Genomic DNA, 13,738 nt, shown 5'->3' on the forward strand with positions numbered 1-13,738 from the left:
CATGTTTATTCACCTTCATAACCGGGCGGCACAGGAGCGGCGTCCGGCAGGACTGTATTGTTATCACCCAACATAATGTGATCCAGAATCTGGCGCATGACGGTGCCGACAGCCGGACCGGCGCCACCGTTTTCCAGGATAATGGTCACGGCGACCCGAGGTTTGTCATAAGGGGCAAACGCGGTCATTAATTTATGGTCGCGTAATCGTTCAGCAATTTTATGGGCGTTATAGGTTTCGTTCTCTTTCAGGCCAAAGACCTGCGCCGTACCGGACTTGGCGGCGATTTTATAGGGCGCATCGGCGAAGCTCTTGTGCGCGGTGCCGTTGGGCCGGTTCGCCACGCCATACATGCCATCTTTGGCAATTTCCCAGTAGCCGGAATGGATATCACCAATCGGGGCTTCAGGCGGCTGGCGATAGGGCACCAGGGTGCGGCCTTCGCGGGTGGCGCGCAGCATATGCGGCACCTTGACGACGCCGTCGTTGATCAGAATCATCATCGCTTTGTTCATCTGCAACGGCGTAGCGGTCCAGTAACCCTGTCCGATCCCCACCGGAATAGTATCGCCCTGATACCACGGCTTTTTAAAGCGTCTCTGTTTCCAGTCGCGGGTCGGCATGTTACCGGCGCTCTCCTGCGGTAAATCGATGCCGGTACGGCTGCCGTAACCAAATTTATTCATCCACTCCGACAGACGGTCGATGCCCATGTCATAGGCAACCTGATAGAAGAAGGTATCGGCAGACTCTTCCAGCGCTTTGGTGACGTTCAGACGTCCGTGGCCCCATTTTTTCCAGTCGCGGAAGCGTTTTTCTGAACCGGGAAGCTGCCACCAGCCGGGATCAAACAGGCTGGTATTACGGTTAATCACGCCAGCACTCAGGGCAGAGACCGACACATAAGGTTTAACCGTCGAAGCCGGTGGATAGGCAGCCTGAATCGCACGGTTATAGAGCGGGCGGTTTTCATCTTCCAGCAGGCCGCGGTAATCCTTACTGGAAATACCGTCGACAAACATGTTGGCGTCATAGCTGGGCGTTGAGACCATGGCGAGAATTTCGCCGGTGCGCGGGTCGCTGACCACGACGGCCGCGCGACTGCCCGCCAGCAGGGTCTCGACATATTGCTGCAGTTTGAGATCGATAGTCAGATAGATATCACGGCCTGCCTGAGGGGACTCCTCATGCAGCTGGCGAATGACCCGGCCACGGTTGTTGACCTCAACCTCTTCAAAGCCGGTTTTGCCGTGCAGCAAATTTTCGTAATAGGCTTCAATGCCCAGCTTACCGATGTCGTGCGTCGCGGCGTAGTTAGGCCATATGCCCTCTTTGTCGAGGCGTGCAACGTCACGATCGTTGATTTTTGAGACGTAGCCGACCACATGCGTCAGTGTGGCACCGTAAGGGTAGTAGCGGCGCTGGTAACCTTTAACTTCCACGCCGGGGAAGCGGTACTGATTGACCGCAAAGCGCGCGACCTGCACGTCATTCAGACCGGTTTTAACCGGGATAGAGGTGAACCGACGCGAGCGTTTACGCTCTTTCTGGAAGTTTTCGAGGTCGTCGTCAGTCAGCTCAAGAATCGGGCGTAAGTTTTCCAGGGTCTGTTGCAGATTATCAACTTTTTCCGGAACCAGTTCTGCCTGATAAATAGTGCGGTTCAGCGCCAGCGGCGTGCCGGTACGATCGTAAATTATGCCGCGGCTGGGGGCCACAGGCACCAGTTTGATACGGTTCTGGTTGGAGCGGGTGCTGTAATCATCAAAGCGAAGGATCTGCAGGTGGTAAAGGTTAACCACCAGTACTGAAGAGAGCAGTAAGATACCGACGAAGGCGATAAAGGCCCGACGGACAAAGAGTTTCTGTTCGGCGCTGTAATCGCGAAAGGCGTTGCTTTGTAATTTCATCCGCTACTTGTCATGTCTGATGTGGGCTGATCGGTCATTCACGATGATAAGGATGATTTGTCGTTATGCTCCAGGCCCGATACAGACTTTCGGCTACCAGCACGCGCACCAGCGGATGGGGCAACGTCAATGCTGACAGTGACCAGCTCTGCTCTGCCGCCGCTTTACAGGCGGGGGCCAGGCCTTCAGGCCCGCCAATCAGCAGGCTGACATCGCGACCATCCAGCTTCCAGCGTTCAATCTGCTGTGCCAGCTGCGGGGTTTCCCACGGATGACCAGGAATATCCAGCGTGACGATGCGATTGCCTTTGCCGACCGCCGCTAACATCGCTTCACCCTCTTTTTCAAGAATGCGTTTGATATCAGCATTTTTACCGCGTTTACCTGCGGTCACTTCGGTCAGCTCAAGCGGCATATCTTTCGGGAAGCGGCGCAGATATTCCATAAAACCGGTCTGCACCCAGTCAGGCATTTTCGTGCCGACGGCAACAAGTTGCAGTTTCACCGATTAGCCCCAGAGTTTTTCCAGCTCATACAGCTGGCGACTCTCTTCCTGCATCACATGCACGATGACATCACCCAGATCGACCACGACCCAGTCTGCCGCGCTTTTACCTTCAATGCCTAATGGCATCAGGCCTGCTAAACGCGACTCCTGCTCTACGTGTTCTGCGATCGAAGTCACATGACGCGTGGAGGTGCCGGTGCAGATGATCATGAAATCGGTGATGCTGGATTTGCCCTGAACGTCGATGGTAACAATGTCCTGGCCTTTGAGATCATCAATCTTATCAATAACGAACTCTTGGAGTGCTTTACCTTGCAAAAGGTTCCCCTTGGAATCTGGTGGTAACGAGCCGGCTGTAAGCCCGGAGAGTGCAGCCAAAAAATTAAGCGGCGTAGTATAGCATGCCCGGATCAGTCGCGATATAAGCCTTCGCGGTCGATATAATCGATAACCGCAGCGGGCAACAGATCGTCGCAGGACTGATTCTGGTGGCGACGGCGGCGAATTTCAGTGGCCGAAATGTCATAGAGAGGGGTGTCCGCCAGCCAGATATGGCCTGCGGGCTGCTGATGCAGCTGCCGGATATCCTGAGCGAGGTGTTGCTCAAGCCAGCGCTGCATGTCAGGCGAGTCGAACCGGGTCGGATAGCCGGGGCGCTGGCACACCAGCAGATGGCAGAGTGACAGCAGATCCTGCCAGCGATGCCATTTTGATAAGCTCAGCAATGAATCCTGACCAATAATAAACCCCAGCGGCTGTTCTGCACCGCGTTCGGTGCGCCAGGCTTCCAGGGTGGTCACGGTCCAGGACGGCGTGTCGCGTTCCAGCTCGCGGGTATCGATCTCAAACAGCGGCAGGTCGCGGATAGCGCAGCGCAGCATAGCAACCCGCTGGGCAGCGCTGGCTTCCGGTTGCGGACGATGCGGCGGCACATTGTTGGGCAGCAGCGTCACACGCTGCAGGCCGGTCTGTTGCGCCAGCACTTCGACCGGGCGCAGATGGCCAAAATGAATCGGATCAAAGGTGCCGCCAAACAGTGCGTGTAACTCAGACATGGGCAAAGCTCGTCGGAAAAGCACGACTGCTGAGCAGCAGCGTCAGGGTCTGTAACTGCGGCCACACCGGCTGTCCATAATCCTGCTTCAGGGTGATCTCAATCTGACTCAGCAGATGAATGGCGCGTTGCAGACGCGTGGCATCCAGTCGTTGCAGCGCGTCGGTAAACAGCGCACGGCGGTTCTGCCAGATGCGCTGCTGATCCATCAGCGTACGCAGCGGCTGCGCTGTCTGCTGGCGTTGCAGATGCAGCAGCGTCAGCAGATCACGCTGCAGCGTACGCAGCAGTATCACCACTTCGCTCTCTTCTTTCTCCAGCTGATGCAGAATATGCAGGGCGCGGCGGCTTTTTCCCGCCAGCAGGGCATCCACCCAGTGGAAAGGAGTAAAATGCGCGGCATCACTGACCGCCTCTTCAACCCGGGGCAGTGTCAGCTTGCCGTCGGGCCACTGCAGCGAAAGCCGCTCCAGCGCCTGCGCCAGCGCCAGCAGATTGCCTTCATAGCAGTAACACAACAGCTGCACGGCCGCGTCATCCACCGATAATTTCAGCGCCTTAGCGCGATTAACGACCCAGCGTGGCAGTTGCGCCTGTTCAGGCGTCTGACAGGGCACCAGTACCGCAGAGGCGGACAACGCTTTAAACCAGGCGCTGTTTTCCTGCGCTTTGGTCAGCTTCGCCATCCGGCAGATCAGCAGAATATCGGCGTGCAGCAACTGCGACAGCTTAACCAGCTGTTCTGCCATCGCGGCGTTGGGGCCATTATCGGGGAATTGCAGCGTCATGGTCTGACGCTGAGCAAACAGACTCAGTGACTGGCAACTGACGAACAGGCTCTCCCAGTCAGTCTGTGCATCCAGCGTAAAACTAAAATGTTCTTCGAATCCCTGCGCGGTTGCGGCGACGCGAATCGCATCTGAACTTTCCTGCAACAGCAGCGGTTCGTTACCGGCTAACAAATAACAGGCGCGCAGCCCCTCACGGAGCTGCGCGCTGAGTTGCTCAGGATAAATCCTGATCATTGCAGGCTGGTAGCAGAGGAAGTGGGCGCTTCCTGTGAACCCTGACCCGGCACCGGAATCACTGACGCCGGTAAGGTCTCTTTGCTGTTGATCTGCGCGGCGTGTACCGTCAGCAGTTTACGTACCAGCTGTTCAGCAGCACGCTGACGCATCTCCTGCGTAATCAGATCCTGCTCGGCATCTTTTGCCAGCGCAGCGTTCGGGTTATCGAAGAATGACCGATAAACCGTGGTGCTGATAGGATAGATACCTTTGCCCGGCAGCAGCACCTGCGCCGTGAGGGTCATCACCAGCTGATACTCGGCAGTGGTGCCGCTGATAAAGACCGAAGCCGTGTTACGGCCCGAGGATTCAGGCCCCAGGCGCAGCGTTGGAATATCGGTGCGATTCTGTTTGCTGTCTTCAACAATTTTGACATCGTTGATACGCAGCTGCTGACGCACAGTACGCGCCAGCGGCCCATAAGGATCGCCGGTTGAAACAATCAGGGTTTTCAGTTCGCTGGGCACCTGAGTGGTGCCGCGCGGATGAAAACCACAGCCAGCGGTGATCACCACCGCCAGCATGACAAACAGCCTGATAATCGGATGTCGCACAGTTCCTCCTGAACTTAACCTACGACCAGGTTAAGCAGTTTGCCCGGTACATAAATGACTTTACGGATAGTCACGCCGTCCAGATACTTCGCTACCAGATGCTCCTGCGCAGCGCGTGCCTGAACCTGTTCCTGTGTTGCATCGGCTGGCACGGTGATTTTACCGCGCACTTTACCGTTAACCTGAACCACTACCAGCAGCGAATCTTCAACCATAGCGGCTTCATCCGCAACCGGCCAGCTCGCTTCATCGATAGTGCCTTCGCCACCCAGCGTCTGCCACAGAACATAGCAGGCGTGCGGGGTAAACGGATAGAGCAGACGGACGATGGCCAGCAGCGCTTCCTGCATCAGGGCGCGATCCTGCTCGCTTTCCTGCGGGGCGCGTGCCAGTTTGTTCATCAGCTCCATGATCGCCGCAATGGCGGTGTTGAAAGTCTGACGACGGCCAATATCATCCGCCACTTTGGCGATGGTTTTGTGCAGATCGCGACGCAGCGATTTCTGCTCGTCATTCAGGCTCTCCACATCCAGTGCCACGGTCGCACCTTTCTGTGTATGCTCGAAGACCAGCTTCCAGACACGTTTCAGGAAGCGGTTCGCCCCTTCAACGCCCGACTCCTGCCACTCCAGCGTCATATCCGCCGGTGAAGCAAACATCATAAACAGACGCACGGTATCCGCGCCGTAACGCTCAACCATCAGCTGTGGGTCGATGCCGTTGTTTTTCGACTTCGACATTTTGCTCATGCCCGCGTAGATCACTTCGCGGCCCTGCGTGTCTGTGGCTTTAACAATGCGGCCTTTCTCATCCCGCTCAACCTCAACGTCAACCGGTGAAACCCAGTTACGCTCGCCGTTGGCACCAAGGTAGTAGAAGGCGTCAGCCAGCACCATGCCCTGGCACAGCAGACGTTTGGCTGGCTCATTGGAGTTCACCAGGCCCGCGTCACGCAGCAGCTTGTGGAAGAAGCGGAAATACATCAGGTGCATGATGGCGTGTTCAATACCGCCCACATACTGATCGACCGGCAGCCAGTAGTTTGCCGCTGCCGGATCCAGCATGCCTTCCTTGTAGCTGGCGCAGGTATAACGCGCGTAGTACCAGGAAGACTCCATAAAGGTGTCAAAGGTGTCGGTTTCACGCAGGGCAGGCTGGCCGTTTACCGTGGTTTTAGCCCACTCCGGATCCGCTTTGATTGGGCTGGTAATGCCATCCATCACCACATCTTCCGGCAGGATCACCGGCAGCTGGTCTTCTGGTGCAGGCATAACGGTGCCATCTTCCAGCGTCACCATCGGGATAGGGGCACCCCAGTAGCGCTGACGGGAGACACCCCAGTCGCGCAGGCGGTAGTTCACTTTACGCACGCCCACGCCTTTTGCCGCCAGCGAATCCGCGATGGCGTTAAAACCGGTGGCGTGATCCATGCCGTTAAACTCACCTGAGTTGAACAGCGCACCTTTGTCAGTCATCGCCGCAATGCTGACATCAGGAATGGAACCATCCGGATTCAGGATGACCGGCTTAATCGGCAGATCATATTTAGTGGCAAACTCCCAGTCGCGCTGATCGTGCGCCGGAACCGCCATCACAGCGCCGGTGCCATATTCCATCAGTACGAAGTTGGCAACCCAGACCGGGATAAGCTCGCCGGTCAGCGGATGAACAACAGACAGGCCGGTCGCCATGCCTTTCTTCTCCATGGTCGCCATATCGGCTTCAGCCACTTTGGTATTGCGACATTCAGCGATAAAGTCAGCCAGCGCCGGATTATTGACCGACGCCTGGGTCGCCAGCGGATGGCCTGCGGCAACGGCAACATAGGTTGCGCCGATAAAGGTATCCGGGCGGGTGGTGTAGACAGTGACCTTCTCTTCGCTGTCAGCCACATCGAAGGTGATTTCGACACCTTCAGAGCGGCCAATCCAGTTACGCTGCATGGTTTTGACCTGCTCAGGCCACTCTTCCAGCGTATCCAGATCGTTCAGCAGCTCCTCCGCATAATCGGTGATTTTGATAAACCACTGCGGGATCTCTTTACGCTCAACTTTGGTGTCGCAGCGCCAGCAGCAGCCGTCGATCACCTGCTCGTTCGCCAGCACCGTCTGATCGTTCGGGCACCAGTTCACGGCAGAGGTCTTTTTATAGACTAGGCCTTTTTCATACAGTTTGGTAAAGAACCACTGTTCCCAGCGATAGTACTCTGGCTGGCAGGTTGCCAGTTCACGACTCCAGTCATAGCCAAAGCCCAGCAGTTTGAGCTGGTTTTTCATGTAGGCGATATTGTCGTAAGTCCACGGGGCCGGAGCGGTGTTGTTTTTCACCGCAGCGCCTTCCGCAGGCAGGCCGAAAGCATCCCAGCCAATCGGCTGTAGTACGTTTTTGCCGAGCATACGCTGATAACGCGCGATTACGTCGCCGATGGTGTAGTTACGAACGTGGCCCATGTGCAGGCGGCCAGAAGGATAGGGCAACATGGAGAGGCAATAGTATTTCTCTTTACCTTCCTGCTCAGTCACTTTAAACGTTTCGTTTTCATCCCAGTGCTGCTGCACACGGGATTCAATTTCTTCCGGGCGGTATTGCTCTTGCATGGCTGCCTGTGGTCCTTTATGAAAAACATTTTTCTGGCTCTAAGATCCGCATAGCATACCCATAAGGCCGCGTATCAACAACACTTCCCACTTTTGCCGGCACGATTTCTGCCGAAAGCGTCAGAGCCTTCACCCTTTTGTAATTCACTGTACAGACGACACGGCAAAAGCAACATTACGACTAAACTTAGTTCAGCGAGGGTCTGCATAAAGGAGAACAAAATGAATAAAGTGGCTCAGGAATATCGCGAGTCGTTAGCCGTATTGACCGAACGTCTTCGTCAGGGCGATCGTAACCTTGATGAGCTGATTGCCGGGCGACGAAGCCAGTTGCTGGTGCGCGATGATATGACGGAACAGGAGATTGACCAGGCGCTCAGCTCAGTGCGCCGTGATCTGGGCGAGTTTGCACGCAGCTACACCGATGTGGAAGAACCGCTGGCGGACTCACTGTTTATGCGCATCATCCGCGAGAGCGTCTGGAAAGAGCTGGCGGATATCACCGATAAAAGTCAGCTGGAGTGGCGAGAGGTCTTCCAGGATCTGCATCATCACGGGGTTTATCAGAGCGGGGAAGTGGTGGGGCTGGGCAATCTGGTCTGTGAGAAATGCCAGTTCACCCGGGCAATCTACACGCCCGAAACGCTGTCACGTTGTCCGGAATGCGGCAATGACCAGTTCCAGCGTCAGCCTTTTGAACCCTGATAGTGCGGCGTAGCTAAATGAAGCGGGCCACCCTAAGTGACCCGCCTGTTCGTCAGGTTTAGTGCAGAATTTTTGCGAGGAAATCTTTAGCGCGCTCAGACTGTGGATTATTAAAGAAGTCATCTTTGTTGGTGTCTTCGATAATTTTCCCTTCATCCATAAAGATCACGCGATTGGCGACTTTACGGGCGAAGCCCATCTCATGGGTCACCACCATCATCGTCATCCCTTCCTGTGCCAGTTCAACCATCACATCCAGCACTTCGTTGATCATTTCCGGATCCAGCGCGGAAGTGGGTTCATCAAACAGCATCGCGATGGGGTCCATACAGAGCGCTCGCGCAATCGCCACACGCTGCTGCTGGCCACCCGAGAGCTGGCCGGGAAACTTCTCCGCATGGGCGGAGAGACCCACACGCTTCAGCAGCTTCAGCCCTTTATCGCGGGCTGCCGCTTTGTCGCGTTTCAGCACTTTCACCTGCGCCAGAACCAGGTTGTTGATAATGCTCAGATGCGGAAACAGCTCGAAGTGCTGGAACACCATCCCGACCTGGCTGCGAAGCTGCGCAAGATTAGTCTTTTTGTTATTCACCTCGGTGCCGTTCACCGCAATCACGCCCTGCTGAATCGGCTCAAGGCCGTTCACCGTTTTGATCAGCGTTGATTTACCGGAGCCGGACGGGCCGCACACCACCACCACTTCACCGGTTTTGACGTCGGTTGAGCAGTCGGTCAGCACCTGAAAGTGACCATACCACTTAGAAACATTTTTCAGGCTAATCATTTAAACCGTCCTTTTTCTTTTTAGATAGCTGACCAACAGCGATGCGCTCAGGCTGATAACGAAGTAGACCAGACCTGCAAACAGAACCATTTCAACCTGGGTGCCATCACGCTCACCAATGGTGGACGCGGTACGGAAGAAGTCCGCCAGGCTTAAGACATAAACCAGCGAGGTATCCTGGAACAGCACGATACCCTGCGTCAGTAACAGCGGAACCATGGCGCGAAACGCCTGTGGCAGGATGATCAGTCGCATTGCCTGCCACTGCGTCATGCCCAGCGCCAGAGCCGCACTGCCCTGTCCACGCGAGATACTGATGATGCCGGCGCGAATAATTTCAGAGTAGTACGCCGCTTCGAACAGCGAAAAGGCGACCATGGCTGAAATCAGTCGGATATCCGTTTTGGGCGACAGCCCCAGCACCTGCTGCAGAAAACTCGGCACGACCAGATAGAACCACAGCAGCACCATGACCAGCGGCACCGAGCGGAACAGGTTGACGTAAATTTTAGCGAACCAGCTGATGGGCTTAAACGTCGACAGACGCATCACCGCCAGCAGAGTGCCCCACAGGATGCCGAAGACCACGGCGGTAATCGTGATCTTAAAGGTGATCACTAAGCCATTAAGCAGATAGGGCAGGCTGGGTGTAATCGAACTCCAGTCAAACTCGTACATTACTTGCCTCCCGCATTGCCTGGCAGCCGGACTTTGCGCTCGACCAGACTCATCAACAACATAATCACCAGGTTAATCGCAACGTAGGCCAGCGTAATGGCGGTAAAGGATTCATAGGCGTGGGCAGAATAGTCGAGCAGTTTGCCCGCCTGCGCCGCCATATCGACCAGACCAATGGTGGAGGCGATAGCGGAGTTCTTCACCAGGTTCAGCATTTCCGAGGTCATCGGCGGCACAATCACGCGATACGCATTCGGCAGCAGCACATAGCGATAGGTCTGCGGCAGGGTTAAGCCCATCGCCAGACCGGCATTCTTCTGTCCACTCGGCAGTGACTGAATCGCTGCGCGCACCTGCTCGCAGACGCGGGCGGCGGTAAACAGGCCAAGACAGATCATCGAGGAGAGGAAGAACTGAATGTTGGGATCCAGCTCAGACTTAAACCACATGCCAAGCTTTTCGCCCACCAGCTCGGGCGCTACCAGATACCAGAAGAAGAACTGGACGATCAGTGGGATGTTACGAAACAGTTCGACATAGCAGGTGCCAATGGTCGACAGCAGGCGATTAGGCACGGTGCGCAGAATGCCGAAAAATGAACCCACGCAGAAGGCGATAATCCAGGCGCAGCAGGAGACGGCAATTGTCACCTGAAAACCGGACCACAGCCAGCCGAGGTAGGTCGTGTTACCGAACGGGGCCTGTTCGAGGAATATGCCCCAGTTCCAATCGATACCCATAACGAGCTCCGGAAAAAAAGGGTAGCTAAGCTACCCTGAAGATTGATGAACGGCGTTTTATTTCCTGACTCAGGGGAACGACCCGTGTCAGTCTGTCTGTCCATGCCGCGGTTTCAGCAATCGAGAGGGCAGCCAGGCCGCCCTTGTTATACCCGTCGTCTTTCAGGCTGCATTTTTGTTGGCTACATTCACTCACCCGAATCACTTACCGGAGCAGGCTCATCGGGAGTCATTTTTCTGCTGCCTCAATGCAATCTGAAATCCATTGGGTATTTTGTTGTTAATTCAGTGCTTTATCATTTGGTGTTTTGAACAGCGCTTTCATGTCATCAGAGAGCTCAAAGTTCATGTTCAGGTTCTTTGGTGGAATCGGCTGTTTGAACCAGGTGTCGAACCATTTTTCTGCCTGGCCAGAGGTCTGGGCTTTAGCAATGGTTTCATCCACCAGGGCTTTGAACTGCGGATCATCTTTACGCAGCATGCAGCCATAGGCTTCTTTTGACTGTGGCGTGCCCAGAATTTCCCAGTTGTCCGGCTTTTTGGCTTTGGCGCGTTCGCCTGCCAGCAGGGCATCATCCATCATAAAGGCCACGGCACGACCGGTTTCCAGCGTACGGAAGGAGTCACCGTGATCTTTTGCGCTAATGATGCGCAGATCCAGTTTCTGTTCGTCGTTGAGTTTGTGCAGCAGCACTTCAGAGGTGGTACCTGAGGTCACCACTACGGTTTTGCCTTTCAGGTCAGCGAAATCTTTGATCGGGCCATCTTTCTTAACCAGCAGACGGGTGCCGATAACAAAAATAGTGTCTGAGAAGGCGGCCTGTTTCTGGCGCTCAAGGTTATTGGTGGTCGAGCCACACTCATAATCGTAGGTGCCGTTTTGCAGCAGCGGAATACGGTTTTGTGAGGTGATCGGGATCATTTTGACCTGCAGATCAGGCTTGTTCAGCTTTGCTTTAATCGCTTCAACGATGGCGTTTGAGTAAGCCTGTGAGTAGCCGACGACTTTTTGCTGGTTGTCATAATAAGAAAAGGGAACTGATGATTCGCGATGCCCGACCACAATGACGCCATTGTCATTGATCTTCTTCAGGGTGCCGCTGAGATCTTCCGCCTGGGCCGCTCCCGCCGCTGCGCTGATCAGCAGAAGAGATAATGCCACTTTGCGTAGTTGCATGTTCCAACTCCTTCGTATGAAAAAGGCACAGGATATAACCTGCGCTGATTATGATGTTGTGTCTGTTTTCTGCTGCGTTTCTGCTCATTCTGCGGTTTAAACGGGCGCAGAAGAGTCATTAACATAGCGGATTGTTAACGCAATGAAACAAAAAAGTTTCTTTTTTGCGAGGTGATACGCACCAAAAAAAGGCAATTTTTTCACCCTGCGCGTTAATGGTGCAGCAGCGTCAATTGTTTTGGTGCAACCCGCCCGGCATCAGCGCCTGCAATCAGCCTGTTTGCGAAAAGCAGTGAAACATTTTGCAATCATCGTGCCAGAAAGAGGTTATGGGTTAGAAAGACAGCAGAGTGTGCGGCGTGGGGAGTGAAAAAAACCGGAGAGTCACCATGAAAAAGGCGAAGCACGTGCTTCGCCTTCAGTGAGCACAGGAGGGGAGGTTATCGACGACGGCGCAGGAGTGCTATCACCGCCGCCAGCAGCGTCAGTGACCACACTGGCCAGATGCCAGCCCGCGCATACGGGGTTTCTCCCTGCGTTGGCGTAACCTTGCTGGTCAGCACATCGCGGGTAAACTGCGGCAGCATGGCTTCCACATCACCACTGGCATTGACCACCGCCGTCACACCATTATTGGTGCTGCGCAACAGCGGACGTCCCAGTTCCAGCGCACGCATCCTCGCCATCTGGAAGTGCTGCCATGGGCCGATAGAGTGACCAAACCAGGCATCGTTCGAAACGGTCAACAGGAAGTTGGTGTCGGGATGGAAGTTGGCCCGCACCTGTTCACCCAACACGATCTCATAACAGATGGCGCTGGTCAGGTTATAGCCCGCCACGCTGAGTTGCGGCTGGAGGTAGTTGCCACGACTGAATGCCGACATCGGCAGATCGAAGAACGGGGCCAGCGGACGCAGCAGATCGGCCAGCGGCACAAATTCGCCAAACGGCACCAGGTGATTCTTCTGGTAACGATTGCCGCTGAAGTAGTTGTACGGCGCTTTACCGCCCAGCACGATTACGGTGTTGTAATCGTGATATCGGTTCTGCTCCAGCCGGGAGTCCACAATGCCGGTGATCAGCGAACTGCCGCGCTCACGCAGTTCGTCATCCAGCGAACGCAGGAACGGCTGCTGATTACTCTCCAGATCGGTAATTGCCGATTCAGGCCAGATAATAATCGGCGCTTTGCCCATCAGCGGCTGACTCAGACCGTTGTAAATGCGCAGGGTAGTGAGCAGCTGCTGCGGATCCCACTTCATCGATTGCGGGATGTTTCCCTGCACCAGCGCCACCTCGACGGCCCGCTCGGGCATCGGCTGAACCCACTGGATGTAGCGCAACGGCCATGGCAATGCCAGCAGCAGCAGCGCTGCTACCAGACTTCTGACGTTGCGCTGTTGCAGGGCATAAGCCAGCAGGCCAGCCACCACCATCAGCAGGAAGGTCAGCGTCTCTACGCCCGCCAGTGGGGCCAGGCCTTTTAACGGGCCATCGATCTGGCTGTAACCAAACTGCAGCCACGGAAAGCCGGTCAGCACCCAGCCGCGCAGGAACTCGGTGATCTGCCACAATGCCGGTGCCGCCAGCGCCAGGCGCCACAGCGTCGTTCGCGGCCAGATGCGATTCAGTACGCCGGCAAACAGCGCCGGGTAGATCGCCAGATAAGCCGCCAGCAGCGCTACGATAAAGACATTGACCGGGCCAGGCATGCCGCCAAAGGTGGCGACACTGACATAAACCCAGTTGATGCCACTGCCGAACAGACCTAAACCCCACACAAACCCAATGGCGCTGGCCTGCGGGCTGGAGCGGTTAAGAGTCAGCAGCTGTAAGCCGCACAGCGAGAGCAGTGCGGCGGGCCAGAAATCGTAGGGAGAAAAGGCGAGGGTGCCAAGTGCACCCGTTATTAAAGCCAGCAGCAGGCGAACCCGCTGACGCGGGTAGAGTGAGGCTAAAGCCAT

The 13,738-nt window shown here is 55.5% G+C and carries 13 protein-coding genes; 1 reads left to right on the forward strand and 12 read right to left on the reverse strand.

All coding sequences use genetic code 11. From position 1 onward, the window contains the following. Positions 1 to 5: 5 nt before the first annotated feature. From mrdA to leuS, 7 genes are all read right to left on the reverse strand, one after another. A complete protein-coding gene (gene mrdA / locus LC417_RS06425; RefSeq protein WP_223565627.1) occupies positions 6 to 1,910 on the reverse strand; it encodes a peptidoglycan DD-transpeptidase MrdA in 1,905 nt (634 codons plus the stop codon). A gap of 34 nt (positions 1,911 to 1,944) precedes the next feature. After that, on the reverse strand, positions 1,945 to 2,415 hold the full coding sequence (rlmH, locus tag LC417_RS06430) for a 23S rRNA (pseudouridine(1915)-N(3))-methyltransferase RlmH (RefSeq protein WP_010258969.1): 471 nt from the start codon (positions 2,413 to 2,415) through the stop codon (positions 1,945 to 1,947). Positions 2,416 to 2,418: 3 nt separating this feature from the next. Continuing rightward, on the reverse strand, positions 2,419 to 2,736 hold the full coding sequence (gene rsfS / locus LC417_RS06435; protein WP_010258968.1) for a ribosome silencing factor: 318 nt from the start codon (positions 2,734 to 2,736) through the stop codon (positions 2,419 to 2,421). A 92-nt stretch (positions 2,737 to 2,828) separates the two neighbouring features. Then, positions 2,829 to 3,473 carry a nicotinate-nucleotide adenylyltransferase gene (nadD, locus tag LC417_RS06440; protein WP_122889105.1) on the reverse strand — a complete coding sequence of 215 codons (645 nt, stop codon included), beginning with the start codon at positions 3,471 to 3,473 and terminating at the stop codon, positions 2,829 to 2,831. After that, positions 3,466 to 4,497, reverse strand: coding sequence for a DNA polymerase III subunit delta (gene holA, locus LC417_RS06445; protein WP_033779587.1), 1,032 nt, complete (start codon positions 4,495 to 4,497; stop codon positions 3,466 to 3,468). Before holA ends, nadD begins: the two co-directional genes overlap by 8 nt. Next, positions 4,494 to 5,093: an LPS assembly lipoprotein LptE gene (gene lptE, locus LC417_RS06450; RefSeq protein ID WP_010258965.1), complete on the reverse strand. Its 600-nt coding sequence runs from the start codon at positions 5,091 to 5,093 to the stop codon at positions 4,494 to 4,496. The genes holA and lptE overlap by 4 nt, the downstream gene beginning before the upstream one ends. Positions 5,094 to 5,107: 14 nt before the next feature. After that, positions 5,108 to 7,690 carry a leucine--tRNA ligase gene (leuS, locus tag LC417_RS06455; protein WP_223565628.1) on the reverse strand — a complete coding sequence of 861 codons (2,583 nt, stop codon included), beginning with the start codon at positions 7,688 to 7,690 and terminating at the stop codon, positions 5,108 to 5,110. Between the two features lie 222 nt (positions 7,691 to 7,912). Here leuS and LC417_RS06460 point away from each other — a divergent pair, with 222 nt between their 5' ends. Next, positions 7,913 to 8,395 (forward strand): zinc ribbon-containing protein, encoded by a 483-nt coding sequence (locus LC417_RS06460; RefSeq protein WP_010258963.1) that lies wholly within the window; start codon positions 7,913 to 7,915, stop codon positions 8,393 to 8,395. A 58-nt stretch (positions 8,396 to 8,453) separates the two neighbouring features. Here the strand turns inward: LC417_RS06460 and LC417_RS06465 are convergent, their stop codons facing one another. From LC417_RS06465 to lnt, 5 genes are all read right to left on the reverse strand, one after another. Further along, positions 8,454 to 9,179 carry an amino acid ABC transporter ATP-binding protein gene (locus LC417_RS06465; protein WP_010258962.1) on the reverse strand — a complete coding sequence of 242 codons (726 nt, stop codon included), beginning with the start codon at positions 9,177 to 9,179 and terminating at the stop codon, positions 8,454 to 8,456. Then, positions 9,180 to 9,857 (reverse strand): glutamate/aspartate ABC transporter permease GltK, encoded by a 678-nt coding sequence (gene gltK, locus LC417_RS06470; protein ID WP_010258961.1) that lies wholly within the window; start codon positions 9,855 to 9,857, stop codon positions 9,180 to 9,182. After that, a complete protein-coding gene (locus LC417_RS06475; RefSeq protein WP_010258960.1) occupies positions 9,857 to 10,597 on the reverse strand; it encodes an amino acid ABC transporter permease in 741 nt (246 codons plus the stop codon). The genes gltK and LC417_RS06475 overlap by 1 nt, the downstream gene beginning before the upstream one ends. A gap of 280 nt (positions 10,598 to 10,877) precedes the next feature. Beyond that, a complete protein-coding gene (locus tag LC417_RS06480) occupies positions 10,878 to 11,774 on the reverse strand; it encodes an amino acid ABC transporter substrate-binding protein (RefSeq protein WP_010258958.1) in 897 nt (298 codons plus the stop codon). A gap of 440 nt (positions 11,775 to 12,214) precedes the next feature. Beyond that, complete coding sequence (gene lnt, locus LC417_RS06485) at positions 12,215 to 13,738, reverse strand: apolipoprotein N-acyltransferase (RefSeq protein ID WP_010258955.1); 1,524 nt, start codon at positions 13,736 to 13,738, stop codon at positions 12,215 to 12,217.

It is taken from the genome of Pantoea sp. OVA07A (assembly GCF_019969975.1).
GTDB lineage: Bacteria > Pseudomonadota > Gammaproteobacteria > Enterobacterales > Enterobacteriaceae > Pantoea > Pantoea agglomerans.